Origin of the sequence: Qipengyuania flava, from assembly GCF_019448255.1 — a bacterium.
GTDB lineage: Bacteria > Pseudomonadota > Alphaproteobacteria > Sphingomonadales > Sphingomonadaceae > Qipengyuania > Qipengyuania flava_A.
This window is the reverse complement of record NZ_CP080410.1, coordinates 1,145,985-1,171,739: the sequence shown is the minus strand read 5'-3', so window position 1 is coordinate 1,171,739 and position 25,755 is coordinate 1,145,985. Positions and strand designations below refer to the sequence as shown.

Genomic DNA, 25,755 nt, shown 5'->3' with positions numbered 1-25,755 from the left:
ATGTCGGACACGAACGAAGTCGAAGCCCTGACGCCCTACGCCCGTTCGCTCGGCATCACGCTCGATCGCTGGGAAGACGGCACGCCCGTCATGATGGTGCCGTTTGAAGAGACCGTCGAAGGCCGGCCCGAGCACTATCATGGCGGCGCGACCGGGGGCCTGCTGGAAACCGCAGGCTATTCGGCCCTGCGGGCCGAACTCGCAAGGCTTGACCGCAAGGCCGCTCTCAAGCCGATCAACATCACGGTGCAATACCTTGCCGCCGGAAAGAGCCGGACCAGCTATGCCAAGGGCCGGATCACCAAGCTGGGCCGGCGCAGCGCCAATATCACGGTCGAAGCCTGGCAGGACGATCCCTCCCGCCCCATCGCGACCGCGGTGATGAACGTGCTGATGGCGGAAACCGACGGCTAGTTCGGCGCGCCCTCTTCCAGTTCGCGAAGGCGCTCGTCGCGCCGGTTGCGGATCGCTTCGTAGCGGCGCTCGTCGGCGCGGCGGCGCGCTTCCTCTATCGCTTCCTCATCGATCGCGACGCCGTTCTCGCCGCCAAAGGTGATGTCCACCGGAATGCCGTCGATTTCGGTCGAGAAGGTGGCTTCGCCGTCGCGGATGCGCAGGCGCGAGTTGCCGTCGCCAATCGGGATGTCCTCAAGGTCCGGCACGTCGAGCGGTTCGATCGGGCCGCCCGGATCGTCCTGTTCGCGCGGGGCTGGCTGGCTTGAGACGGCGCCCACGTTCATTGCCCGGTTCATGAAGTCGCGCCAGATGCGCGCCGGCAAGCCGCCGCCGCTGATACCGCCTTTCAGCGGCGAATTGTCGTCATTGCCGATCCATACGCCGACCACCAGGTCGCCCGCATAGCCCACGAAGAGCGCGTCGCGGTTGTCCTGGCTGGTCCCCGTCTTGCCGAAATTCGGCCCGCGCAGCATGGCCGCTCGCCCGGTGCCGTTGTTGATCGCGCCGCGCAGCATGTCCTCGATATCGCCATGCGTGCCGCCCGATAGCGATTTCGAGCCGTCCCACAGCCGGTCCCACCAGCTCGATTCCTCGCGTGCAAAGGCGTGCGGCTCGATCGGGAAGCTGTTCGCGGCAATCCCGGCATAGGCGGAGGTCAGCTCGATCAGGCTCATGCTGGTCGAGCCAAGCGCAATGCTCGGATCGCCTTCGACGAACTCCGCCTCGATCCCGAAGTCGCGCGCGGTGGCAATGACCCGCTCCGAACCGACTTCGTTGAACAGGCGCAGCGTTGCGACATTGCTCGACTGGGCGAGCGCATCGCGCAGGGTGATGCTGTCCGAATACCGCCCGTTGGCGTTGCGCGGGCGGTAGCTGCCTTCGGTGATCTCGGTGTTGGCCACGCTGTCGTCAGGCGACCAGCCGTTCCGCAGGGCCGCGAGATAGACGAAGGTCTTGATCGTGGAGCCGGGCTGGCGCTTGGCCTGGGTGGCGCGGTTGAAGGGGCTTTTGGCGTAGTCCTTGCCCCCGATCATCGCGACGACTTCCCCGTTCCGCCGCATGGCCACCAGCGCCACCTGCGCTTCGCCCAGCGGCGCGCGCTGGGTCACCTGGCGTGCGATCGCCTGAAGCCGGCTGTCGAGCGTCGTGGTCAGCGTCTGGCGGGCGTAGCCCTGTTCGGTGAACTCGCGCGCTTCGGGCAGCGCCCAGTCGGCGAAATAGGTGCCGGTGGGCAAATCGTTGCGCGTGCGCACGTCGAGCGCCGGCGGTTTCATCGCCCGCGCTTCGGCTTCGGTGATGTAGCCGGCATCGACCATCGACTGGATCACGATGCGCATGCGCCGTTCGGCCCTGTCGTAATGCTTGGTCGGATTGTAGGCGCTGGGCGCCTGCAGCAGCCCGGCCAGCATGGCGGCCTGGTTGGGTTTGAGGTTCTCCGGCTTGCGGTAGAAATAGTGCAGGCTCGCGGCTCTCAACCCGTACACATTGTCGCCGAAATAGGCGTTGGAGAGGTAGCGGCTGAGAATCTCGTCCTTGGTCAGCCACCCTTCCAGCCAGAAGGCGATCAGCGCCTCGCGCGCCTTGCGGGTCAGGGTGCGTTCGGGCGTGAGGAAGGTGAACTTCGCCAGCTGCTGCGTGATCGTGCTACCACCGCCCGTGCCGGTGATCGCCGCGCGCGCAATGCCGCGCGGGTCGACGCCCCAATGCGAATAGAAGCGCCGGTCCTCGGTCGCCAGGAAAGCCTCGATCACATGGGGCGGGAGCTGCGCCACCTCGACCGGCTCGTCGGTAATGGCCCCGTTGCGGGCAATCGGCGTGCCATCGGCGGCCAGCAGGGTAATCTGCGGCGCGGCAATGGGTTCGAGGGACTTCGACAAAGGCGCGGTGATCGCCAGCCAGGCGAAGAGCACCAGGACCAGCGCCAGCGCGCCCAGCACGAGCCGCCCCGCCCACCAGCGCTTGCGGCGGCCGCGCCAGTACTCGCGCTGCCACCAACGCGTGCGCTTCTTCTCCTCGGCCGCCAGCGCGCTGTCGAGACGGTCCAGCCGGTCATCCCAGCTGTCGTAGTCGAGCGTGTCATGCGTGGCGTAATAGCCGGCGTGCGAGGGCCGCTCTTCGCCCGCATCGGGCCTGCGCCGGAAGGAATCGAGAAAACCCATTGCCTACTGTGTTAGACTAACAACACAGCGATTCATAGGGGGTGCGCGATGAACCCATCGCAACCGGACTAGCGCCGTTCGCGCGCGGTCATCTCGGACAAACGCTCGATCGCCTTGCGGTTGTCCAGATAGTCGATCAACAGCTTGTCCGGATTGGCGCGGCACTTCTCGCGCGCCTTTGCCCAGCCCTTGCGGTGATCCTCCATCATCTGGAGGAAGCGCTTGGGATCGGTGGGGATAAGCTCCCCGCGCCCGGCCACGATGGTCCGCAGACCCAGAAGCATATTTTCGAGCTGCGTCTTTTCCGGCCGGCCGCGGTCATCGACCTGTTCAAGGCTTTCCCACCAATCCGTATCCAGAGTGAAATCGGCGCAGCTGTAGCGAACCAGCCCGCCGCCCGGCTCGGACGATTTCGACTTGTAGAATTCGTAGGGCACCACGAAGGACAGCGGCATGGGCTCGCCATCAGCGTCGAGGGCCGGTGTGAACCGGGCCGAGCGTGCCGTGGCAAGCGCCGAGGCGTCGAGCAGCTCCGACTTGGTCGACTTGCGAATTTCAGCGGCAGTGACGGAACCGGTCTCGTCGATCGTGACGGAGACCCGTGCCTCGCCGTGATGGCCCAGCGCCTTGGCTTCCTCGGGATAGGGGGCGCGGTCACCCGATACGAAGGTCGGCGGGGTGATCTTGGCGCGCAGTTCGCGGGTAAGCTCGGCAGGCTTTTCCGCGCCCTCAGGCCTCGAGACCGGCTGCGGCGCTTCCTCGGCAGCAGGCGCGGCGACGGGCTGGCTGGCAGCAACCAGCGCAGCGGCAATCACGGAGAACATAAGCGACCCTCCCCTTGAAGGCGGCTAGCCCACCACGCTTTCGGGCAGGTCGTCGCCAAAGACTCGCTGGTAGTATTCGGCCACCAGCATGCGCTCTTCTTCGTCGCATTTGTTGAGGAAGGAAAGCCGGAACGAGAAGCCGACATCCTTGAAGATGGCGTAGTTCTGCGCCCAGGTGATGACCGTACGCGGGCTCATCACCGTGCTGATATCGCCATTGATGAAGCCCTGGCGCGACAGGTCGGCCACCTTGATCATGTCGCCAAGGATCTTGGGATCGATATCCGGGTTCTTCGCCTCGACGATCTTCTGCTCGGTCTCGGCCGGCAGGTAGTTGAGGCCAACCACGATGTTCCAGCGGTCCATCTGGCCCTGGTTGATCTGCTGCGTCCCGTGATAAAGTCCGCTCGTATCGCCGAGGCCGACCGTGTTGGCGGTGGCGAACAGGCGGAAGTTCGCATCGGGGCGGATCACGCGGTTCTGGTCGAGCAGCGTCAGCTTGCCCTGCTGTTCGAGCACGCGCTGGATTACGAACATCACGTCCGGGCGGCCCGCATCGTATTCGTCGAACACCAGCGCAACCGGGTGCTGCAGCGCCCAGGGCAGCAGGCCTTCGCGGAACTCGGTGACCTGCAGGCCGTCGCGCAGCACGATCGCGTCGCGGCCGACAAGGTCGATACGGCTGATGTGCGCATCGAGGTTGATGCGGATACACGGCCAGTTGAGGCGCGCGGCGACCTGTTCGATGTGGGTCGACTTACCCGTGCCGTGATAGCCCTGCACCATCACGCGGCGGTCGTGGGCAAAGCCTGCAAGGATCGCCAGCGTCGTGTCCGGATCGAAGACATAGGCTTCGTCGAGATCGGGGGTGCGCTCGTCCGGCTTGGAGAAGGCGGGCACCTGCCAGTCGATATCGATCCCGAAGGTCTCGCGCACATCGACCGTGGTGTCGGGCGCGGGGAGGACGGTTTTCGCGGCAGCGTCGAAGCTTTTGTCGGTCATATCGTTCATCGCGCCAAGCGGGTTAGACGGATGGATAGGTAGCTGCAAGCAACGAAATTTGCAGGTCGGCCCAAGCCGCGCTCGACTCGCCCGCCGGGGCTGCGCATAGTGGCCTACCAATGCCGCCGACGCCGCTCTCCGAACGCTTCCGCCAGACGCTCGTCGAGCGGGTGCGCGGGGTGTTCAACGATGTCGAAGGCGGCGAGAAGCCGGTGCCCGTTTCCGACGCGGACGCGTTGTTTCTAAAGGATACGCCGATCCGCATGGTCCACGCCGATGTCGTGTCCATGATGGTCGGCGGCATTCGCGGGCTGCTTCTGCAGATGCTCCACCCGCATGCGTTGCAGGGCGTGCTCGACCATTCGAACTTTCGCTCCGACATGCATGGCCGCCTGCGCCGCACGGCGCGCTTCATCGCCGTGACCAGCTTCGGCCACCGGGATGACGCCATGGCGGCGATCGAGCGGGTGAACCGGATCCACGCCAAGGTCTCCGGCACCCTGCCCGACGGAGCGCCCTATTCGGCGCAGGACCCGCGCACGCTGGCCTGGGTCCATGTCGCCGAATCGACCAGTTTCCTGGCCGCTTATCTGCGCCATGTCCGCCCGGACATGCCGGGAAGCGAGCAGGACGAATACTACCGCCAATTCGCGCTGGTCGCCCGCGCGCTGGGCGCCGATCCGGTACCCGAGAACCGCCGCGAAGCCGAAGCGATCTTTCGGGAGCTCCGCGCCGACCTGTCGAGCTCGCCCGCCGCGCGCGAGGTGGCCGATCTCGTCCTGACTCAACGCCCGCAAGGCGCCCCGCCTGCTGTGCAGGCTCTGCTCGGCGCCGAGGCCGTCGCCCTGCTGCCGCCCTTCGCGCGCTCGATGCTGGGGCTGGAGCGCCCCGGCCTCACCGGCATACCGGCGCGCGCGGCGACCTGGGGCATGGGCAAGACGCTGCGCTGGGCCTTCCGCCAGAATTGACGCGGGGATTTAGCATGGGCCTGCTATCTTCGCGTTTGAGAGGAGAGCAGCCATGTATGTCCAGGGATTCCTGATCGCCGTGCCCGAAGGCAACAAGGAGGCCTATCGCGAGCAGGCGGAAAAGGCCGGCGCGAAGTTCCGCGAATACGGCGTCACCGAGATCGTCGAGACATGGGAAGTGGACGTCCCCGACGGCAAGGTGACCGATTTCCGCAAGGCGACGAAGGCCGAGCCGGGCGAGAGGATCGTCTTCAGCTGGATGATCTGGCCGGACAAGGCGACCGCCGACGAGGCCCATGCGAAGATGGAAAACGACGCGTTCTGGGAGGAGGAAATGGGCGAGATGGCATTTGACGGAATGCGCATGATGTGGGGCGGGTTCTCGCTCCTTTACACGACGGGGCGCAACTGATGGCGGACTTCACCTTCTTTACCAACCCGATGAGCCGGGGGCAGATAGCCCGCTGGGCGCTGCATGAGGTCGGCGCGGATTACGAAACCGAACTGGTCGATTTCGAAAACCGGCCCGCGTCGCTTGGGCAAACCAACCCGATGGGCAAGGTCCCGACCCTGGTCCACCACCACGATGGCGATCACATCCATGTCGTGACCGAAGCCGCGGCAATCTGCCACTATCTCGCCGAAACACATCCCGCAGCGGGCCTGCTGCCGCAGGAGCACGAGAAGGCGGATTACTTCCGCTTCTTCTTCTTCGCAGCGGGGCCGGTGGAACAGGCGGTAACCGCCAAGGCGATGGGCTGGGAAGTGCCCGCCGACCGGACGGGAATGGCGGGCTTCGGCAGCTACGACAAGACGATGGACGGCCTCGAACGAATGCTGGCCGATCGCAATTTCGTGTGCGGAGATCGCTTCACGATGGCCGATGTCTATGTCGGCAGCCAGGTCGACTGGGGCCTCCAGTTCGGCTCGATTCCCGAGCGCCCCGCCTTCACCGCGTACGCCGACCGCCTGCGCGAACGCGCGGCTTACCGCGAGGCGAAGGCCATCGACATGAAGCTGATCGCGGAGGCACAGAACAATGGCTGACAACAAGCTGGCGCTTTGCCTGTGGTTCGAAAGGGGAGCGGAAGAAGCGGCGCGCTTCTATTGCGACCTGTTTCCGGACAGCGAGATCCACGCGGTCAACCGTTCGCCGACCGACTCGCCGGGCGGCAAGGCAGGCGACGTGTTGACGATCGACCTTACCCTGCTTGGCCTTCCCACGATGGCGATGAACGGCAACACCGACGACACCTTCTCTAACGCCATGTCGCTGCAGGTCTTCACGGAGACGCAGGAGGAGACCGACCGCTATTGGGACGCGCTGCTGGGCGACACCGGTTCGCCCATGGCGTGCAGCTGGCTCATGGACCGCTTCGGTATCCGCTGGCAGGTCGTGCCGCGCATCCTGATGGAGGGCCTCGGGCACGAGGACCCCGAAACGAAAGGACGCGTCTTCGCAGCGATGCAGCAGATGGTGAAGATCGATCACGCCGGCATCGAAGCCGCGCTGGCGGGCTAGGCGATCGCCCGCGCCTTCCTCAGCGTCTGGTAGGCCTCGACGACGCGGTTGAGGCGCGTTTCGTACTGCCGGTCCCCGCCGTTGCGGTCGGGGTGATAGCGGCGCACCAATTCCGAATAGCGACGCCGCAGGCGGCGACGGTCGGTGTCGAGGCCAAGGCCCATGGTCTCAAGCGCTTCGGCTTCCTCGCGGCTGAAGCGGCCGTCCATTGCCATTTCCGCCTCGCGCCGCGCGCGGCTCTTGATGCCGGCGGCGCGGGCCGAGATCGCCTCGAGCGGATCGTCAAAGTCCGCCCAGCGCGGCATCCCGTCGACGCCTGCGGTCGGGCGATAGGCCGGCTGCTCAGTGCGCCAGCCGGACGCCGGAGATTGCGCGGCGAAGATTTCTTCGGCGCTCATTCCCTCGAACCAGTCGTATCCCGCGTTGAATTCGCGAACGTGTTCAAGGCACAGCCAGCGCCACTCGCCCGGGCCGTCGAAACCGTGCCCGCGTCCGCTTGGCGCGCGGAACTCGCCCGGCTCTTGGCACGCCGGATGGGCGCACACCCGGCCGGTGTCTTCAAAACGTCCGTGAAACTTTGACTGGCGCATTCGTTCTAGGATGGGGAGCGAAGTGCGCTAAGAAAACCCCCGAGAAGGAGATTCGAACCCGTGGCAGGACCCGTTCAGCAGGAAATGGAGCGTCTTTTGACGGACGCCTTTGCCCCCACCCGCCTCGAGGTGATCAACGACAGCGCCAGCCATGCCGGACATTCGGGCGACGACGGCAGCGGGGAATCGCATTTCACCGTCGTGATCGAAGCGCCCGCTTTTGCCGGCAAGTCCCGCCTGGAACGCCAGCGCATGGTCAACAAGGCGCTCGGCGACATTCCCGGCGAACGGGTCCACGCCCTCGCCATCCAGGCGTCGGCCCCGACGGGTTGAGGCGCATCCGGTGAAGCACCTCGAGTTCCGAACCGAACTAAGCAGCGGAGCGCAAGCGGTCTGGAACACGGTCATCACCATGAACGGCATTGCCGACGAGATGCGGCCCCTTGTTCGCATGACCGCGCCTGATGGCGTGAACGACCTGAGGGAAACCTTCCAACCGGACGGCAGACCGATGTTCACCAGCCGCTTCCTCGCCCTTGGGAAGGTTCCGCTGGGCAAAACGCGGCTTTGCTTCTCCGAGTTGTCGGAAGACCTGCCCTCAGGGCGCTTCGGCTTTGTCGAGAATTCGCAGATGACCGGCATGCGCAGCTGGAAGCACGAACGCGAAGTCTCGGGCGACGCAGATACCAGCACAGTCACCGACCGGCTCGCGTTCGACCCACTTTTCGCGCCGGGCGTGGCAGAACTGGCGGTAGCCCGCTTTTTCCGGCACCGTCACAGCAGGCTTAAGGAGATGTTCGGATGAGCCAGATCGACCTCACGCTGACACCGACGACGCACGATCTCGGGCAGTTCGAGGTCCGACGTGTCTTGCCGTCCAAGGCGCGCAGCATGGTCGGCCCCTTTATTTTCGTCGACCAGTTCGGTCCCGCGCAGCTCGATATCGGCACCGGTATGGAGGTGCGCCCGCACCCGCACATCAATCTCGCCACGGTAACCTGGCTGTTCGAAGGCGCAATCGATCACCGAGACAGCCTCGGCACCTTTTCCACCATCCGGCCCGGCACGGTGAACCTGATGACCGCGGGCAAGGGCATCGTCCACTCCGAGCGCTCGCCCAAGGAAGAAAAGGATGCAGGCCCCAAGCTGTTCGGCATGCAGACCTGGCTTGCGCTGCCTGACGGGCGCGAGGAGATAGACCCGGCTTTCGAGGCGGTGAGCGACCTGCCGGTCATCGAGGACGGGCGCGCCAAGGCCATCGTCATCATGGGCGAGCTGTGGGGCGAGCGCGCGGGAACCACGACCTACGCCGATACGATCTACGCCGAAATCCACCTGGCGCCCGGCGGCGCGATCCCGCTGGAAGATGAGGCCGACGAACGCGCGGTGATGCTGGTCGAAGGCGAAGCGATGGTCGATGGCCATGTGCTCAAACGCTACCAACTGGCCGTGCTGCAGCCGGGCCGCGACATGACGCTGGAGACGAAAACCGGTGCGCGGGTCATGCTGCTGGGCGGCGAAGCGTTCGAAACGAAGCGCCACGCCTGGTGGAATTTCGTGAGCTCGCGGCGCGAGCGCATCAACCAGGCAAAAGACGATTGGCGGCAGGGGCGTTTCCCGAAGGTGCCGGGCGACGAGGAGGAGTTCATCCCCCTGCCCGACGGCGCGCCCAAGACCGTGACCTATCCATGAGGGGAGAGATATGAGTTTCGAAGGCAAGACCGCCTGGATCACCGGCGCGTCCTCCGGCATTGGCGCCGCCTTGGCGCGCGAATGGGCAAGCCGGGGTGCAAGCATCATCCTGTCGGGCCGCGACGAGGCCCGGCTTGCCGCCGTCGCCGAGGAGCTGGGGACGGACAGGCTGATCCTGCCCTTTGACGTGCGCGACGATGCCGCCATGCAGGAGGCAACCAGCAAGGCGGCCGACTGGAAGGACGGGGTCGATATCTTCGTCGCCAATGCGGGCGTTTCGCAGCGCAGCGCCGCGGTCGACACGGACATGAGCGTCTACCGTGAGATCATCGATATCGACCTCACCGCGCAGATCGCCGCGACGCAGGCCCTGCTGCCGCACGTGACAGCGCGCGGTACTGGACACCTGCTCTTCATCAGCTCCATCGCCGGAAAGGTCGGCGTACCCATGCGCACCGCCTACAGCGCGGCAAAGTTCGGCCTGATCGGTTATGCCGACGCCCTGCGTGCAGAGCTCTCGCAAAGCGGTGTGCAGGTGCATGTCGTGTGCCCCGGATCGGTCGCCACCGACGTCAGCCGCAACGCACTGACCGCCGATGGATCGAAGCGCGGGCGCAGCGACAAGGTGATCGACAACGGCATCCCGCCTGCCGAGGCCGCGCAGCGGATCATCGACGCGGTCGCGTCGGGCCAGCGCGAGATCATCGTCGCGAACGGCATGGAAGAGGCGATGGGCGAAATGCGCCGCACGCCCGACGAGCTGCTCGACCAGGTCGCCGGCATGGTCGCAGCCGGCTACATGGAGAAGATGAAGGCGGAGGGCTGACCATGACGCTCGAGCAGAAGCGGGTGGAGCTTGCCAACGGAATCCACCTCGACGTGGTCGACGAAGGCCCGCGCGATGCGCCGGTGCTGATCTTCCTTCACGGCTTTCCCGAAAGCCATCGCACCTGGCGGAACCAGATCGCCCATTTCTCCGACCGCTACCGCTGCATCGCGCCCGACCAGCGGGGCTATCGCGGATCGTCCAAGCCGCAGGAGGTCGAAGCCTACACTCCCGACAAGCTGGTGGGGGATGTGTTCCTCCTCGCCGATGCGCTGGGCGTGGAGCGCTTCACCATCGTGGGCCACGACTGGGGCGGCGCGATTGCCTGGGGCGTGGCCTATGGCGGCATGATGAACGGGCGGGTTACCCGCGCCATCATCGCCAATGCGCCGCATCCGGTGCTCTTTCCCAAGCTGCTCTACACCAACAGGGCCCAGCGCGAGGCGAGCCAGTATTTCCGCGAGTTCCGCGATACGGCGAACGATCCGCTGGTGCGCGAGCACGGGCTGGGCGCGCTGCTGATCAAGGCCTTTGGCGGCGAGCTGACGACGACGATGGAGCCCGAAGAACAGGCCGCGCTGTTGGAGGACTGGTCCAATCCGGACGCCGCCATCGGCATGCTGAACTATTACCGCGCAAGCCCGATGGAAGTCCTCTCTCTCGATGCGCCCTACGAATTGCCGGAGGATTACGAGCCCTTCCCGCTGCCCAAGCTCACGATCCCGACGCTGGTCATATGGGCGATGGAAGACTTGGCGCTTCCGCCCGAAAACCTCGACGGTCTGGACGAGGTTATCGAGAACCCGGAAATTGTGCAGGTGCCTGGCTGCGGCCACTTCGTGCAGTGGGAGAAGCCCGACGCGTACAACGCGGCGGCGGAGGCGTTTCTCTCCCGGACCGGCTGATCAGCCAGCCCACTCGATCCAGCTACCATGCGGATGCGCGGTTGCGAGGCGGCGGCGCATTTCCCCGCGCGGCCAATAGGTTACAGTGAGTTCGTGACGATGCGTGTCACGGTTCGCCTCGACGCTCACCCAGGCCAGGGGAGTATCCTCACCCGCCTTGCCGCCCGTTGATTCCATCAGGTCGACGATCGCCTCGCGCTCTTCGCGGGGGATGTATTGCCACACCACCGAATGCATCAGGACGCGGGTGGTGCCGCGTTCCTGTGGCCGCCTGAGCTGTTCGCGCAGGAAATCCAGCGCGCGCAATTTGGCAATCTTCGGAGGCGAGGCGAGAGCCGCCTCGATGGCCGCATCCATCCGGGCGAAGCGCTCGGTGAACTCCGGCCAGATATAGGCGCGAAGGCGCAGCGCCTGCTCGGGATCGGTGAGGTCCACGGGGGCCACGTCGCAACCCTGTGCTGAGACGATGTCGAAGCCCTCCTTGGGCGGGGGCGCGCCGCGCCATTCCGGCTTGAAGGCCATGCGCGCGCCGCGCGGGCCCACGCGCACGCCGCCAAGGTCGTAGCAATAATCACGCATCATCAGGTTGATGCCAGCGCTCGACCCGATTTCGAGAATGTCAAAATGCCCCGGCAATCCATGATCGACCAGCCATAAGAAGGCCGCCGCAAAGTTCGACGAACGGCCCGCTTCGTTGGTCTGCGGCGGCCCGTCGAGCCACGGCAGCAGGAAGGGCTCGTGTCGCTCAAGGGCTTCCGCGATCGTATCGGTGGGATCGCCGCTTGCCTGTCCTTCGTAAAGCGAGGCAAGCGCAGCCTCGTGTCCGCCAAGGTGCAAGGCGTGCAGACCGCCTGCAACGCGCAAGGGGAGCGCATCGGCCAACGGAGCGCCCTGCCAGCCGCGCACCTGCTCCATCACGGCGCCGCCGCGGTCGGTGTCCAGCAGCTCGAGGAGGGACTGGCAAACCTGCGCCGTGATCGGCGCGTTGTTGTCCCGGCAATAGGCGACCTGGTTTTCGAAGGCCCGGTTGACCGCATCGGCGCCCGTGGCGCCCGGCTCGGTCACGACGTATTTCGCTGTGTCGATCGCCATTGCCCTTTGGTCACCTCCTGCCTATCTGCGCACCCCATGAACGAATGCCTGACCTTCGCCGTTCCCAAGGGCCGCATCCTCGACGAGGCGCTGCCCGTGATGGCGCACGCCGGCGTGGTGCCCGAGGACGGTTTCCACGACAAGGCCAACCGCTCGCTGACCTTCGCGACCACGCGTGAGGACATGCGGCTCATCCGCGTGCGCGCGTTCGACGTCGCCACTTTCGTTGCGCATGGCGCGGCGCAGATGGGCATCGTCGGCTCCGACGTGATCGAGGAATTCGACTACGCCGACCTCTACGCGCCGGTCGATCTCGACATCGGGCATTGCCACCTTGCCGTAGCCGAGCCCAAGGAAGGCGCGGCCAGCGTCAATGGTGCAAGCCACCTGCGCGTGGCGACCAAATACCCTAACCTCACGCGCCGCCATTTCGAGCGCATGGGTATCCAGGCCGAATGCGTGAAGCTGAACGGTGCTATGGAAATCGCACCCGAACTGGGCCTTGCCGGCCGGATCGTCGACTTGGTCTCGACCGGCACGACGTTGCGCGAAAACGGCCTTGTCGAAACCAGCCGCATTCTCGACATCTCGGCCCGGCTGATCGTCAACCGCGCCGCGCTGAAGACCGATCCGCGTGTCGCCGCGCTGGTCGAAGCCTTCCGCGCGGACGCCGCCCGGCGCGAGGCCGCATAATGCAGTTCCTGCGAACCAGCGACGAAGACTTCGCCAGGAAGTTCGACCGCGTCGTGCGCGATCGCCGCGAAAGCGACGCGCAGGTCGGCCGCGACGTGGCGACCATGATCAACGAAGTGCGCGAGCGCGGCGACAAGGCGCTGGTCGAATACACCGCGCGCTTCGACCAGCACCGCCTGACCGAGGATGCCGACTGGTCCATCTCCGCCGAGGAGTGCGAAGCGGCCTACAAGGCGCTCGATAGCGAGCTGCGCGACGCGCTCGAGCTCGCCGCCAGCCGTATCCGGGCGTATCACGAAGGCCAGCTTCCCGAAGATCGCGACTACACCGACAGCATCGGCATGCGCCTCGGCGCACGCTGGCGGCCGGTAGACGCGGCCGGCCTCTACGTGCCGGGCGGGCGAGCCGCCTACCCCTCCTCGCTGCTGATGAACGCGATCCCTGCCAAAGTGGCCGGGGTCGACCGTCTGGTCGTCACCACGCCGACCCCCAAGGGCGAGAGCAACCCGCTCGTCCTCGCAGCCGCGCACATCGCGGGCGTGGACGAGATCTGGCGCGTGGGCGGTGCGCAGGCCGTGGCCGCGCTCGCCTATGGCACTCAGCGCATCGGCAAGGTCGATGTGATCGCCGGGCCGGGTAACGCCTGGGTCGCGGAGGCCAAGCGCCAGCTTTACGGCGTCGTCGGCATCGACATGGTCGCAGGGCCGAGCGAAATCCTCGTCATTGCCGACACGAACAACAACCCAGACTGGATCGCAGCCGACCTCCTCAGCCAGGCCGAGCACGATCCGACGAGCCAGTCGATCCTGATCACCGACAGCGAAGCTCTGGCCCGCCAGGTCGAGGACGCGATCGACATCGCGCTGATGAACCTCCCCACGGCCAAGACCGCCAGAGCGAGCTGGGACGCGCACGGCCTGATCGTGCTTGTCGGTTCGCTCGACGAAGCCCCCGCCCTGTCCGACCGCCTCGCCGCCGAGCATGTCGAACTGATGGTCGACGAGCCGCAGGTGCTGTTCGATGCCATGCGCCATGCGGGCAGCGTGTTCCTTGGCCGCCACACGCCCGAGGCCGTCGGCGACTACATAGCCGGGCCCAACCACGTGCTGCCCACCGGCCGCCGCGCACGCTTTGCCAGCGGGCTGTCGGTGCTCGATTTCATGAAGCGCACCAGCTTCATCGACGCTTCCGAAGCCGCGCTCGCCGCGATCGGCCCGGCGGCGGTCAAGCTGGCGGAGGCGGAAGGCCTTCCCGCGCACGCCCTGTCGATTTCCACGAGACTGAAATGAACCAGAACCCCAAATCCCAGGCCCGCAGCGCCGCCCGCCTTGGCGCAGTGCAGGCGCTTTACCAGCAGCAGATGGAGGGCACGCGCCTGCCCAAGCTGCTCGACGAATTTCACCAGCACCGCCTCGGCCGCGTGATCGAGGACGAGGAATACGCCGAGGCCGATGTCGACTTCTTCGATGATCTCGTGAGCGGCGTCGACGCGCGCCGGGACGAGATCGACGAGAAACTGACCGCGCGCCTCGCCGAAGGCTGGACGCTTGCACGGCTCGACAAGACCATGCTGCAGATCCTGCGCGCCGGTGCCTACGAACTGATCGCCCGGCCCGATGTGCCCAAGGCGAGCGCGATCAGCGAATATGTCGATGTCGCCAAGGCCTTCTTCGACGACCGCGAAGCCAAGTTCGTCAACGGCATTCTCGACGCGGTCGCCAAGGAAGCCGGGCGCTGAACGAAGCCGCGTTTATCGCCGCGCTGAAGGCGCTGGCCGATACGCCCGCCGCCCGCGGGCTGGAAGACGATGCAGCGGTGCTCGAAGTGGGCGGCGAAACGCTTGTCCTGACGCACGACGCCATGGCCGAGGGCACGCACTGGATCCCCGGCACCGATCCGTTCGACATTGCCTGGAAGCTGGTCGCAACCAACCTATCCGACCTGGCCGCCAAGGGCGCGCAACCGGTCGGCGTGCTGCTGTCGCATACGCTTGGCGAGGGCGACGAACGCTTCATCGAAGGCCTGTCGGCGATCCTTGGCGAATACGAGGTGCCCCTGCTCGGCGGTGACACGGTTGCAGCCAAGGGCCCGCGCACGCTGGGCCTGACCGCGATTGGCCGGGCAACGCACACGCCGGTCCCCTCCCGGTCCGGTGCCCAGGTCGGGGACGGCGTCTATGTTTGCGGCCTGATCGGGGAAGCCATGGCCGGCCATCACGAATTGCAACGCCTGGAGCGCGAGAAAGAGACGGGTCCCCAGCCTGAATTCGCCGGTGACATCCCCCGACCCTACGTGCCCGACCCGCTGTTCGTGGAGGCCTTCCTGCGCCCTCGCCCCCTGCTGGAGGAAGGCCAGCGTCTTGCGCCGCATGTCACGGCGATGATGGACGTGTCGGACGGCCTGTTCCTCGATGCCAGCCGGATGGCCAAGGCAAGCGGGGTGACACTCAGCATCGAAGTCGACGCCGTTCCGCATTCGGACCGTTTCCGCGAGCGCGCCGCGCAGGGCAACCAGCTCGATGTCATGTCCAAAGGCTGGCCCATGCGCATGGCCGCCTGCCGCTGGGGGGACGACTACGCCCTCCTGTTCACAGCGCCGGACAAGGCCCGCCTGCCGGTCGAAGCGAACCTAATCGGTCGGGTCACTAAAGGCACCGGTTCTCCGCTGCTTGTCGACGGCAAGCCGCCGCGCGAAGACACCCCACTCGGCTACCAGCACTGACCCGTTGCGAAACGCCGTGTCGATAAGCGCGGATTGCTGCGCAATTCGGCCTTGTCACGCAACATAGGCCCCTTATACCCACGCCCTACATGCTCCGACGTCTCCCAAGGTCGGAAAGCATAAACATAAATCGGGAGGGGAAATTTCGTGGACTTAGTGCTCATATCTATTGGGCTGGGACTGCTCGCCGTCATTTACGGCTTCGTCACCAGCCGCCAGGTGCTCAACTCGGGTGCCGGCAATGAGAAAATGCAGGAAATCGCCAGCGCCATCCAGGAAGGCGCGCAGGCTTACCTGAAGCGTCAGTACACCACTATCGGCATGGTCGGCGTCGTCGTCGCCGTGCTGGTTTTCGTGTTTCTTGGCCCGTGGCCGGCTGTCGGCTTCGTGATTGGCGCCGTTCTTTCGGGCGTCGCGGGCTTTATCGGGATGAATATCTCGGTGCGCTCGAACGTGCGTACGGCTGCTGCCGCACAGAGCGGGCTGCAGCAGGGCCTCACCCTTGCATTCCGCGCAGGCGCCATCACCGGCATGCTCGTGGCAGGTCTCGCCCTGCTCTCGATCGCGGTGTTCTTCTGGTACCTCGCAGGGCCCGCAGGCTTTGCCGCCGATAGCGATGAAGTGGTCTATGGCCTTGTCGGCCTCGCCTTCGGCGCCTCGCTGATCTCGATCTTCGCGCGTCTTGGCGGCGGTATCTTCACCAAGGCTGCCGACGTTGGCGCCGACCTCGTCGGCAAGGTCGAAGCAGGCATCCCGGAAGACGATCCGCGCAACCCGGCCGTGATCGCCGACAATGTGGGCGACAACGTCGGCGACTGCGCCGGCATGGCTGCCGACCTGTTCGAGACCTATGTCGTCACCGTCGGTGTCACCATGGTCCTGACCGCGATCCTGTTCGGCACCGCGCTGGGCGATCTGTTTATGCCGCTCATGTCGCTCCCGCTGCTGATCGGCGGCGCGTGCATCGTGACCAGCATCATCGGCACCTATTTCGTGAAGCTGGGCAACGGCAGCACGAACGTGATGGCCGCGATGTACAAGGGCTTCATCGTCTCGGCCGTTCTGGCCATCCCGCTGATCTACTTCGTGATGGACTATGCCCTTGGCGGCATGGCCACCGAGATCACGCGTGACGGCGGCGCGACCTTTACCGGCATGGACCTGTTCTGGTGCGCGGTCATCGGTCTCGCCATCACCGGCCTGATCATCTGGATCACCGAGTACTACACCGGCACGAATTATCGTCCGGTGCGCTCGATCGCCAAGAGCTCGGAAACGGGCCACGGAACGAACGTGATCCAGGGCCTCGCCATCAGCCTTGAATCGACCGCCCTGCCGACGATCGTGATCGTTGCAGGCATCATCGCCACCTTCCAGCTCGCAGGCCTCATGGGCATCGCCTATGCGGCCACCGCAATGCTGGCGCTGGCCGGCATGGTCGTGGCGCTCGACGCCTACGGTCCGGTGACGGACAACGCAGGCGGCATCGCCGAAATGGCCGGTCTCGACGACAGCGTTCGCGAGAAGACCGACATGCTCGACGCGGTGGGTAACACCACCAAGGCCGTGACCAAGGGTTACGCGATCGGTTCGGCGGGCCTCGGCGCACTGGTGCTGTTCGCAGCCTACACGACCGACCTTGCCAAGCTGTTCCCGGATGCTGACGTGAACTTCAGCCTCGAGAACCCCTACGTCATCGTCGGCCTGCTGCTTGGCGCACTGCTCCCGTACCTCTTCGGTGCGATGGGCATGACCGCCGTGGGCCGCGCAGCCGGTGACGTGGTGGTCGACGTGCGCGAGCAGTTCGCAGCCGATGCCGGCATCATGGCCGGCACCAGCAAGCCGAACTACGCCAAGACGGTCGACCTGGTGACCAAGGCCGCCATCAAGGAGATGATCATCCCCTCGATGCTGCCGCTGCTCGCACCGATCGTGGTCTATTTCGCGATCAACCTGCTTGCAGGCCAGGAGAACGCCTTTGCAGCCGTCGGCGCACTGCTGCTCGGCGTGATAATCGGCGGTATCTTCGTCGCACTCTCGATGACCGCCGGTGGCGGCGCATGGGACAATGCGAAGAAGTACATCGAAGACGGCAACCACGGCGGCAAGGGCTCGGAAGCCCACAAGGCTGCCGTGACCGGCGACACCGTGGGCGATCCCTACAAGGACACCGCGGGTCCGGCCGTGAACCCGATGATCAAGATCACCAACATCGTCGCCCTGCTGCTGCTGGCAGCACTCGCGGCCGGCTGATCCGATGCACTGAGGCAGGAGCAATCCTGCAACAAGGCCCCGCGCGGTGCGAACCGCGCGGGGCTTTTGCGTGGTGCTTTGCTCGCGCGTTAAGCCTTTTTCAGCCCCGCTCGGCTAGGAATGCCATGGTAAACGCCAAGCGGGGGGACCTTTCGTGGTCAGACCAACCTATTCGCGCGAGTTCGTGGCACAGGGTCCTGCGCCCGCTCGGCTGCGCATCTTTGCCGCAACGGAGGCGGGCTGCGCCCTCGTTCCCGACGAGTGGGCCGACCTTGCGGCCGAGGCGAGCGAAGCCAACCCCTTCCTGGAAAGCTGGTACCTTTTGCCGTCGCTCGAGCAGTTCAACGCCGACGGCAAGGCCATGCTGCTTGCTTACGAAGTGGACGGGACCCTTTGCGGCCTGATGCCGCTTTCCAGTGTCGCTAGCTATGGCGGGAAACCGCTCTTGCACCTGAGGAACTGGGCTCACGCCAACATGTTTCTGGGCACTCCGCTGGTCCGTCGCGGCCATGAACATGGGTTTTGGCGCGCTACGCTCGCCCATGCGGATAGGGCCACGAACTACGCGCTATTCCTGCACCTCCAGTGCCTTTCCCTCGATGGCGAGGTCTTCGCAGCGCTTCAGTCTGTCTGCGACGAAGAGGGACGCAAACTGGGTGTGGTCGACGCGTTCGAACGCCCGGTGCTCGACACGGCGCTTGGCGCGGAGGCTTACCGGGAGACCACCCTGTCGAAAAAGCGCCGCAAGGAGTGGCGCCGCCAGGCCCGGTTGTTGGCAGAGCGCGGCGAGGTCGCCTTCCGCTGGCATGCGGGGACAGACGATATCGAACGCTGGATCGGGGATTTCCTGCGGATCGAAGCGTCGGGCTGGAAAGGGGAAGCGGGATCGGCGCTCGCCTGCGACCAACACACGCGCTCGACCTTCGCCCAAGCGCTCGCCAAGGGCGCCGGCGAAGACGCACTGATCCGCTGCGAACTGACGCTGGATGGCCAGCCGATCGCCATGCTGGTCAACTTCCGCGCCGCCGATGGACGCACCACCTTCGGCTTCAAGACAGCAATCGATGCCGCCTACCGAAAATATTCGCCGGGCGTGCTGCTCGAAAACGCCTATTTCGAGATCCTCGATCAGGATCAGGCGACCTGGTGCGACAGCTGCGCGGCCGCCGACCACCCGGTCATGACCAAGCTGTGGAATGGCCGGCGGCAGATCGGCCGGGTTTCGGTCGCCATCGGCGGTCCGCTCCGCCGCGCCGCCTTCTCCCCCCTGATTTCCTACGAATGCCGCAGGTCTATTGAATCATGACGATGCAATCCAAACCCGAGGCCTTCGTGGCCGACAGCCTGTTCGACAGCCAATCGCGGGCACGGTTCGCGGAAGCCTATCCCGAGACGGCGCACACGCTTTCGCACACGTTCCACACCCATCCGCTGATGACGCTGGATGCGCTGGGCGATCTCGCCGACCGCCTCGACCCGAAATACATCGAGTCGAACCTTGGCGCGCAGCCTGTTGGCGTGACCGACCGGCCCGAGCAGCTGCTCGAGAATGTCGGGGACCGGATCCGCAATATTGCGACGAGCGAAAGCTGGGTGGCCCTGCGCGAAGTTGACCAGGACCCCGCCTACCGCGCGCTGCTCGAGGACATGCTCACCGAGCTGCGACCCGCGATCGAGGCGAAGACCGGCCCCGTGATCAACATCCAGGGCTTTATCTTCGTCACCTCTCCCGGCGGCGTCACGCCCTATCATTTCGACCCCGAGCACAACATCCTGTTCCAGCTGCGCGGCACGAAGACCTTCACGCAATTTCCGGCTGGCGATCCGTTTTACGCGGCAGACGAGTGCCACGAGCGCTATCACGCGGGCGGACCGGCGGAACTGCCCTGGCGCGACAACATGGCCCCTGGTGGCCATTCCTGGCACCTCGGCCCTGGCGATGCGCTGTTCGTGCCTGTCATGGCGCCGCATTTCGTGCGCAACGGCCCGGAAGTTTCGGTTTCGCTGTCGGTCACGTGGCGCAGCGAATGGAGCTATGCCGAGGCCGGCGCTCGCTCGTTCAACCGGCTCGTACGCAAGCTGGGCGTCCATCCCCAGCCACCCAAGCGCTGGCCGGCCAGCAACCAAGCGAAATCGCTCGCCTTCCGGGCATGGCGAAGGGCTTTCGGCGCAGGCAACTGAACGCTAATGGGCGTTATGGATCCTGCCGACCCACAGGCGCGCGCGGCGGCGATGATCGACGCGCTGGCCGAAGCCGACGCTGCCGAGCGACGGTTTCTGCGCGCCCGTTGGCTGTCATCCCGCCGGCCGGCACCAACCGACCTCTTCGTTGCGGCAGCGTCCGACGGGGCGCCCCTCGCCGGATTTGCTCTTGGCGAACGCAAGATAGGCCCTTTCGCCATTCGCGAGATTGCCGGGGGCTACTGGCCGTTTCGCGGCGTGCCGGTCGCGGCCGCAACGCCGATCAGTGATCTCGCTGACGCCCTTGCGCGAGATAGCAAGCGCCTCGGCCGGATCTGGCGCCTTGGCCCCGCCATAGCTGGCGACCCCGCACTGGAACTGCTGCGGAGCGCCGCCGAGCGTGCCGGATGGCACGCGATCGAACGGCCACTTGGCCAACTCTACGAGCTCGATCTCGCGGCGCTGGCCGAAGACGAACCCTGGCCTTCCACCAAGACGCAGCGCAAGAACCGTTGGCGCAAGCGCCGTCTCGAAGAAGACGGTGGCCCCATCCGTATCGAATTCTTTACAGGCGCCGACTGGACCACCGCCCAGCGCGACGCCATGGGAGCGATTGAGGCGGCTAGCTGGGTCGGCAAACTCGAAGATGGCGGCGACACCAAGTTCCTCGACCCGGAGATCCGCGCCTATTGGGAAAGCCTGTGCGCAGATCCTGTCCTGGCGGCCATGATCTGCGGCAGCGTGATGTGGATCGGCGACGTCCCGGCGGCTTTCGCCTTCGGCATCGACACAGGCGACGTCCGCTACTGCATCGCCAACAATTTCGACGAGCGCTTCACCCAGTTCGGTCCTGGACGCGTGCTCCTTTACGATGACTTCGCCCGCGCTGCCGAAATGGGCACCAGGCGGATCAGCTGGGGAGTGGGCGATGCGGGATACAAGGGCGAAATGGGCGCCCAACCGGGTGAACAGCTAGTCGATCTCCTTTTCGTTCGCGGTTCGCTTTGGCGCCGGCTGCTGAAGCCGCTGTGGGTCCGCTCCGCATGAGCGCGCCGGTCCTTCGGGTTCTCGCCGCAGCCGGCGTGCTGATCGCCTTCATGATCGGGGTCGCGGTATACGAGGGTGTGGCCCTGGGGCTGCACTTTGCGCGTGAGGTCGAACCGAGCTTCGATGCCTGGAGCATCGCCAAGCTGGCCCTCACCGCCGTGCTAAGTCTTGTACTGGTGGCGGCCATCGCGGGCACGGGGAGCTGGCCTGAAGGGATCGGCAAACGCGCCCTCGCCCTTGCCTGGGTGACCATGCTGGTTTCGGTCGGCAGCCTGGCTCTCCTTCGCGCGAATCCGCAACAATTCGCTACAGTGGGCGCTGAAGACAGCGCCATCGAGTGGCTTTCGGCGGCGCTTCTCTTCGCTGCCTCTGCCTTCATGGCGCAGCGCACGCTGCGAAGCTGGCGCGAAAGTGCAACCACGCGGTTTCGCAAGCTTCACCTGATGATCGCGGTCGGATTCGCTTTCCTTTTCTTCCTCATGGGAATGGAGGAAGTCAGCTGGTTCCAGCGCCAGATCGGTTTCGAAACGCCAGCGGGCGTTGCCGAACGCAACTGGCAGGGCGAGTTCAACCTGCACAATTTCCAGACCGACATCGCCGAATTGCTACTCTATTCCTCGACCGGGCTGTTTCTCGTCCTGCTGCCACTCGTCCGGGAGAGCGCGCTGGCGCGCCTGCCGGTTCTCGCCCCCTTCGCCTCGTTCTTGCCCGACCGGACGGTAGCGGCAATTTCTGCACCCATGGTCGTGTTCACATACAGCCACTGGACCCTGCTTCCCGTGCAGGCGACCAGCTGGATCACCCTGGGTGTCTGCCTCGCTTTTGCAGCCTCCAGCTCCACTACGAAGGGGCGCGCGTTTTGGGCTGCATTGGCCCTATGGGTTACGGGCGGGCAGGCCGCTATTCTGGTGACCGGCGACACGATGCTGATGATGTACGACAGCTCCGAATATCGCGAGCTGTTCATCGCCATCGGCCTTGCTGCCTACGCCTTTCGGCAGTGGACGGTCCCGGGCCGCTTGACGGACGCGTAAAGCGCCCGCAAAGCCAAGCGGGTGAGTAGCGAAAAGAAACCCGAAGAGCTGGTGGACGGCTTCGTCCGCCTCCTGACCGTATCGCGCGATGGCGAGGACGCCTTCACCGGCCGCAAGCAGCCTGGCGGGGTTGGCCGCGTGTTCGGCGGCCAGGTCATCGCGCAGGCCCTGCAGGCCGCCCAGGCGACCGCGCCCGAGGGGCTCGAGGCACACTCGCTCCACGCCTATTTCCTGCGCGGGGGCAAGGAAGGGGTCGACATTTCCTATAGCACCGCGCGCGATTTCGACGGGCGCAGCTTTGCCAACCGCCGCGTGGTCGCAAGCCAGCCGGACGAAGAGGGCAACCCGCGCCCGATCCTCAACCTCACCGCCAGCTTCCAGAAGCCGGAAGAGGGCCTCAGTCACGACGATGTGACCATGCCCGATGTCGCTCCGCCGGAAGAGCTCAAGAGCGATATGGAGATGCGCCACAAGATGGTCGAGCGCGCGGGCGACCGCATGACCGAACAGCAGCGCGCCCTGGTCCTGCGCCCGCGTCCTATCGACATGCGCACTGTCGACCGGCTGCACTGGATGAACAGCGAGCCGCGCGAACCGCGCGCACACAGCTGGTTCCGCACCGTTGCCCCATTGCCCTCGATCGAAGACAATGCGGCGCTGCACCGCGCCGTCATCGCCTATGCGAGCGACTACACGCTGCTCGGCACCAGCGCGCTGCCGCACGGCCTATCCTGGATGCGCGGGGAGCTGGTCGGCGCGAGCCTCGACCACGCGATCTGGTTCCACCGCCCGGCACGCGCCGACGAATGGCTGCTCTACGCCACCGACGCCCCGTGGAGCGGCGGCGGGCGCGGCTTCAACCGCGGCCGCATCTTCAACCGCGCCGGCGAACTGGTCGCCAGCGTGGCGCAGGAAGGCATGATGCGGCGGCGGGTGAAGAAGGGCGATTAGCCGCGCCTTTTTGGGCCCGGATCGGCACCGCAACACGCGTTCCATTTCGCACCTGCAAAATAATGCGGGCTATTTGCGCGCAAGCTGTGTATAGGGCCGCCAACTGCGGGCCCCTGCCCGCCACATGGCGCGCCGCCCTTTCCCTTTTGCAGGCGCGCGAAACCGAAAGACCGACATGTCCTTTTCCCACCTCCCGCCGGTGATCGGCGAGGCCTTGGCCGAACGCGGCTATTCCGCCCTCACCCCCGTGCAGGAAGCGGTTTCCGCGCCCGATGCGCAGGGCCGCGACCTCATCGTTTCCGCGCAGACCGGCAGCGGCAAGACCGTGGCCTTCGGCCTTGCGCTGGCCGACCAGCTGCTCGCCGAACTGGGCGGTTCGCCGCTGGTTGAAAGCCCGCTGGCGCTGGTCATTGCGCCCACGCGCGAACTGGCGTTGCAGGTGAGCCGCGAGCTCGGCTGGCTCTATGCCGGTGCGGGCCTTCGCATCGCGACCTGCGTCGGCGGGATGGATGCCAGCAAGGAACGCCGCAACCTGCGCGGTGGCCCGGCCATCGTCGTCGGCACGCCCGGCCGCCTGCGCGATCACATCGAACGCGGCGCGCTCGACCTGTCGGGCCTGATCGGCGTCGTCCTCGACGAAGCGGACGAGATGCTCGACATGGGCTTCCGCGAAGACCTCGAGGAAATCCTCGACGCGACGCCCGAAACGCGCCGCACGCTGCTGTTCTCAGCCACCATGCCGCGCCCGATCGAACGCCTCGCCGAGCGTTACCAGCAAGACGCGCTGCGCCTCAGCCTCGTCGGCGAAACGCGCGGGCATGGCGATATCGCCTACCAGGCTGTCACCGTCGCTCCCTCGGAGATCGAGAACGCGGTGGTGAACCTGCTGCGCTTCCACGAAGCGGAAACCGCGATCTGTTTCTGCGCCACGCGCGAAAGCGTGCGCCGTCTCCACGCCACCTTGCAGAACCGCGGTTTCGGGGTCGTCGCGCTGTCGGGCGAGCATTCGCAGAGCGAGCGCAACCAGGCGCTCCAGGCGCTTCGCGACCGGCGCGCCCGTGTGTGCGTGGCCACCGACGTTGCCGCACGCGGCATCGACCTGCCGACGCTCAGCCTCGTGATCCATGTCGAGATTCCGCGTGATGCCGAAACCCTCCAGCACCGTTCGGGCCGCACGGGCCGCGCGGGCAAGAAGGGCACGGCGGCCATCGTGGTGCCCTACAACCGCCGTCGCCGTGTCGAAGGCATGCTGCGCGGCGCGCGGATCGAGGCGGAATGGATGGACGCGCCCACCGCCGAGGCCATTCACGCCAAGGATCACGCCCGCCTGCTGGAAACCATCACCCAGCCGCGCGAGGTCGAGGATCACGACCGCGAGCTGGCCAGCGAGCTGATGGCGCGCATGTCGCCCGAGGACATTGCCGCAGCGCTCGTCCAGGCACACCGCGCCGAACTGCCGCAGCCCGAAGAGCTGCTCGCCAACACGCCTGAAGCACGCGAGAAGGCCAAGACCGAACGCCATCGTCCCGGTTTTGAGGACGTGGTCTGGTTCCGCATCGACATCGGCCGCCGCCAACAGGCCGAACCGCGCTGGATTCTCCCGATGCTTTGCCGCCGCGGCCACATCACGCGCAACGAGATCGGAGCGATCCGCATTGGCCAGCGTGAAAGCTGGTTCCAGATCCCGCGCCCGATCGCGGCCAAGTTCGCCGACACCGTCCAGCGCACCGCACAGCCGGACCAGGAAGAGCAGGACGCCATCCTGATCGAGGAAGCACCCGAAGGCCCCCGCGTTGGTGCGCGGGAGAACCGTCGTCAGTTTTCCGGCGGTGAGGTCCAGCCCCGCCCCCACGGCAAGCCGCCGCGCGGCAAGCCGGGCTATGGCAAGCCGCACGGGAAACCGGCGTTCCGCAAGGGCGGCAAGCCCGGCGCCAAGGGCAAACCCCATGGCAAGGGCGGCGGCAAGGGCAAGCCGGGCGCGTTCAAGCGCGCCCAGTAAGCCCTCAGTGCTTCAGCAGCAGCGGGACGCGCACGTCCGATAGCATCGAGCGCGTCACCCCGCCGAAGATGCGCTCGCCGATCCGCGTGTGGCCATAGGCGCCCATCACGAGCAATCCGCAGCGACGCAGCTCGGCGGCCTCGTTCAGCGCGCCCGCAACGCCGTATTTGCCGGGCTCGCCAAGCTCGACCACCTCGCAGGCGATGCCGTGGCGGGCCAGGTAATCGGCCCCGCCCAGCGCCGGTAGCTCGGGTTCGGCTGTGCCCCGTTCGGCGACGCTGGCGAGATAGACCTTCTCCACCTTGCGCAGCAGCGGCATGGCCGCACGCAGCGCATGGCTCGCTTCGGCCGACCCGTCCCAAGCGACAAGCGCGGGCGCTTCGTGTTCGTAACGCTTGCAGTCTTCGGGCAGCACCATAACCGGGCAGCTCGCCGAAATCGCCAGCTCGCCCGCGGTCCACGAGGGCGCCTTGCCCTTGTCGATCGGCTCACTGGCACCCAGCACGATCAGGTCCATGAGCGAGGAATGCCGCAGCAGCGCAAGCGCCGCCGGGCCGGAGGCTTCGCGCCAATCCCAGGGCACGTCTTCGTTGGCCATGTCGGCCTCCACCCGCTCGCGCATTTCAGCGGCCGCCTCCTTCCAGATCGGCGTCATGGCGGCAAAGGCCGCGCCGTGCAGGTCGGTCATGGTGCCCGAGGAATAGGGAAAGGCGTGCAGCAGGCTGAGATGCCCCTCGAACACGCGAGCAAGGTCAAGCGCGACATCGAGCCGCTTGCCAAAAGCGCCATCATCGTGAGCGTGAACCAGTATCGATCGCATGGGTCTCTCCTCTGCCGTTC

27 protein-coding genes are annotated in these 25,755 nt (G+C 65.9%); 21 read left to right on the top strand and 6 right to left on the bottom strand.

Annotated features, from left to right (window positions below; translation table 11 throughout):
- Positions 1–414 (top strand): PaaI family thioesterase, encoded by a 414-nt coding sequence (locus KUV82_RS05720; RefSeq protein ID WP_219955915.1) that lies wholly within the window; start codon positions 1–3, stop codon positions 412–414.
- On the opposite strand, the gene KUV82_RS05715 is transcribed toward KUV82_RS05720, so the two are convergent.
- The 3 genes from KUV82_RS05715 to KUV82_RS05705 all read right to left on the bottom strand — a co-directional run bounded on the left by KUV82_RS05715 (position 411) and on the right by KUV82_RS05705 (position 4,450).
- Positions 411–2,615, bottom strand: a complete 2,205-nt coding sequence (locus KUV82_RS05715; RefSeq protein ID WP_219955914.1) for a transglycosylase domain-containing protein — start codon at positions 2,613–2,615, stop codon at positions 411–413. The genes KUV82_RS05720 and KUV82_RS05715 overlap by 4 nt on opposite strands.
- A gap of 68 nt (positions 2,616–2,683) precedes the next feature.
- Positions 2,684–3,439 (bottom strand): energy transducer TonB, encoded by a 756-nt coding sequence (locus tag KUV82_RS05710; protein ID WP_219955913.1) that lies wholly within the window; start codon positions 3,437–3,439, stop codon positions 2,684–2,686.
- 24 nt (positions 3,440–3,463) lie between these two features.
- Positions 3,464–4,450 carry an AAA family ATPase gene (locus tag KUV82_RS05705; RefSeq protein ID WP_219955912.1) on the bottom strand — a complete coding sequence of 329 codons (987 nt, stop codon included), beginning with the start codon at positions 4,448–4,450 and terminating at the stop codon, positions 3,464–3,466.
- A gap of 110 nt (positions 4,451–4,560) precedes the next feature.
- Here KUV82_RS05705 and KUV82_RS05700 point away from each other — a divergent pair, with 110 nt between their 5' ends.
- The 4 genes from KUV82_RS05700 to KUV82_RS05685 are packed head-to-tail and all read left to right on the top strand — an operon-like array spanning position 4,561 to position 6,931.
- On the top strand, positions 4,561–5,409 hold the full coding sequence (locus tag KUV82_RS05700) for an oxygenase MpaB family protein (protein ID WP_219955911.1): 849 nt from the start codon (positions 4,561–4,563) through the stop codon (positions 5,407–5,409).
- 52 nt (positions 5,410–5,461) lie between these two features.
- The gene (locus tag KUV82_RS05695; protein ID WP_219955910.1) at positions 5,462–5,821 is read left to right on the top strand and encodes a DUF1428 domain-containing protein; all 360 of its coding nucleotides are present in this window, start codon (positions 5,462–5,464) and stop codon (positions 5,819–5,821) included.
- Positions 5,821–6,456 (top strand): glutathione S-transferase family protein, encoded by a 636-nt coding sequence (locus KUV82_RS05690; RefSeq protein WP_219955909.1) that lies wholly within the window; start codon positions 5,821–5,823, stop codon positions 6,454–6,456. Before KUV82_RS05695 ends, KUV82_RS05690 begins: the two co-directional genes overlap by 1 nt.
- Entirely contained in the window at positions 6,449–6,931 is a 483-nt protein-coding gene (locus KUV82_RS05685) for a VOC family protein (protein WP_219955908.1), read from the top strand. The genes KUV82_RS05690 and KUV82_RS05685 overlap by 8 nt, the downstream gene beginning before the upstream one ends.
- On the opposite strand, the gene KUV82_RS05680 is transcribed toward KUV82_RS05685, so the two are convergent.
- The gene (locus KUV82_RS05680) at positions 6,928–7,521 is read right to left on the bottom strand and encodes a DnaJ domain-containing protein (RefSeq protein ID WP_219955907.1); all 594 of its coding nucleotides are present in this window, start codon (positions 7,519–7,521) and stop codon (positions 6,928–6,930) included. The genes KUV82_RS05685 and KUV82_RS05680 overlap by 4 nt on opposite strands.
- 60 nt (positions 7,522–7,581) lie before the next feature.
- Between KUV82_RS05680 and KUV82_RS05675 the strand changes: the two genes are divergently transcribed.
- From KUV82_RS05675 to KUV82_RS05655, 5 genes are all read left to right on the top strand, one after another.
- Positions 7,582–7,854: a BolA family protein gene (locus KUV82_RS05675; protein WP_219955906.1), complete on the top strand. Its 273-nt coding sequence runs from the start codon at positions 7,582–7,584 to the stop codon at positions 7,852–7,854.
- Positions 7,855–7,933: 79 nt separating this feature from the next.
- Complete coding sequence (locus tag KUV82_RS05670; protein ID WP_219955905.1) at positions 7,934–8,326, top strand: hypothetical protein; 393 nt, start codon at positions 7,934–7,936, stop codon at positions 8,324–8,326.
- Positions 8,323–9,213, top strand: a complete 891-nt coding sequence (locus KUV82_RS05665; protein ID WP_219955904.1) for a pirin family protein — start codon at positions 8,323–8,325, stop codon at positions 9,211–9,213. Before KUV82_RS05670 ends, KUV82_RS05665 begins: the two co-directional genes overlap by 4 nt.
- 10 nt (positions 9,214–9,223) lie before the next feature.
- Positions 9,224–10,039 carry an SDR family NAD(P)-dependent oxidoreductase gene (locus tag KUV82_RS05660; protein ID WP_219955903.1) on the top strand — a complete coding sequence of 272 codons (816 nt, stop codon included), beginning with the start codon at positions 9,224–9,226 and terminating at the stop codon, positions 10,037–10,039.
- Between the two features lie 2 nt (positions 10,040–10,041).
- Complete coding sequence (locus KUV82_RS05655; protein ID WP_219955902.1) at positions 10,042–10,944, top strand: alpha/beta fold hydrolase; 903 nt, start codon at positions 10,042–10,044, stop codon at positions 10,942–10,944.
- Here KUV82_RS05655 and KUV82_RS05650 read toward each other — a convergent pair whose 3' ends face one another.
- Positions 10,945–12,036, bottom strand: a complete 1,092-nt coding sequence (locus tag KUV82_RS05650; RefSeq protein WP_219955901.1) for a DUF2332 domain-containing protein — start codon at positions 12,034–12,036, stop codon at positions 10,945–10,947.
- Positions 12,037–12,072: 36 nt separating this feature from the next.
- Here KUV82_RS05650 and hisG point away from each other — a divergent pair, with 36 nt between their 5' ends.
- The 11 genes from hisG to KUV82_RS05595 all read left to right on the top strand — a co-directional run bounded on the left by hisG (position 12,073) and on the right by KUV82_RS05595 (position 24,915).
- Positions 12,073–12,729: an ATP phosphoribosyltransferase gene (gene hisG / locus KUV82_RS05645; RefSeq protein ID WP_219955900.1), complete on the top strand. Its 657-nt coding sequence runs from the start codon at positions 12,073–12,075 to the stop codon at positions 12,727–12,729.
- Positions 12,729–14,018, top strand: a complete 1,290-nt coding sequence (hisD, locus tag KUV82_RS05640) for a histidinol dehydrogenase (RefSeq protein ID WP_219955899.1) — start codon at positions 12,729–12,731, stop codon at positions 14,016–14,018. Before hisG ends, hisD begins: the two co-directional genes overlap by 1 nt.
- Positions 14,015–14,467, top strand: coding sequence for a transcription antitermination factor NusB (nusB, locus tag KUV82_RS05635; protein ID WP_219955898.1), 453 nt, complete (start codon positions 14,015–14,017; stop codon positions 14,465–14,467). Before hisD ends, nusB begins: the two co-directional genes overlap by 4 nt.
- Before the next feature lie 23 nt (positions 14,468–14,490).
- The gene (gene thiL / locus KUV82_RS05630; protein ID WP_219956229.1) at positions 14,491–15,450 is read left to right on the top strand and encodes a thiamine-phosphate kinase; all 960 of its coding nucleotides are present in this window, start codon (positions 14,491–14,493) and stop codon (positions 15,448–15,450) included.
- Positions 15,451–15,597: 147 nt separating this feature from the next.
- Positions 15,598–17,703, top strand: a complete 2,106-nt coding sequence (locus KUV82_RS05625; RefSeq protein WP_219955897.1) for a sodium-translocating pyrophosphatase — start codon at positions 15,598–15,600, stop codon at positions 17,701–17,703.
- Between the two features lie 154 nt (positions 17,704–17,857).
- Positions 17,858–19,009 (top strand): GNAT family N-acetyltransferase, encoded by a 1,152-nt coding sequence (locus KUV82_RS05620; RefSeq protein ID WP_219955896.1) that lies wholly within the window; start codon positions 17,858–17,860, stop codon positions 19,007–19,009.
- Positions 19,006–19,884 (top strand): cupin-like domain-containing protein, encoded by an 879-nt coding sequence (locus tag KUV82_RS05615; RefSeq protein ID WP_258319861.1) that lies wholly within the window; start codon positions 19,006–19,008, stop codon positions 19,882–19,884. Before KUV82_RS05620 ends, KUV82_RS05615 begins: the two co-directional genes overlap by 4 nt.
- A gap of 6 nt (positions 19,885–19,890) precedes the next feature.
- On the top strand, positions 19,891–20,931 hold the full coding sequence (locus KUV82_RS05610) for a GNAT family N-acetyltransferase (protein WP_258319860.1): 1,041 nt from the start codon (positions 19,891–19,893) through the stop codon (positions 20,929–20,931).
- Positions 20,928–21,965 carry a hypothetical protein gene (locus KUV82_RS05605; RefSeq protein WP_219955895.1) on the top strand — a complete coding sequence of 346 codons (1,038 nt, stop codon included), beginning with the start codon at positions 20,928–20,930 and terminating at the stop codon, positions 21,963–21,965. The genes KUV82_RS05610 and KUV82_RS05605 overlap by 4 nt, the downstream gene beginning before the upstream one ends.
- A gap of 21 nt (positions 21,966–21,986) precedes the next feature.
- On the top strand, positions 21,987–22,916 hold the full coding sequence (locus tag KUV82_RS05600; protein ID WP_219955894.1) for an acyl-CoA thioesterase: 930 nt from the start codon (positions 21,987–21,989) through the stop codon (positions 22,914–22,916).
- A gap of 175 nt (positions 22,917–23,091) precedes the next feature.
- The gene (locus KUV82_RS05595; RefSeq protein WP_219955893.1) at positions 23,092–24,915 is read left to right on the top strand and encodes a DEAD/DEAH box helicase; all 1,824 of its coding nucleotides are present in this window, start codon (positions 23,092–23,094) and stop codon (positions 24,913–24,915) included.
- Between the two features lie 4 nt (positions 24,916–24,919).
- Here the strand turns inward: KUV82_RS05595 and KUV82_RS05590 are convergent, their stop codons facing one another.
- The gene (locus KUV82_RS05590; protein WP_219955892.1) at positions 24,920–25,735 is read right to left on the bottom strand and encodes a universal stress protein; all 816 of its coding nucleotides are present in this window, start codon (positions 25,733–25,735) and stop codon (positions 24,920–24,922) included.
- Positions 25,736–25,755 lie beyond the last annotated feature (20 nt).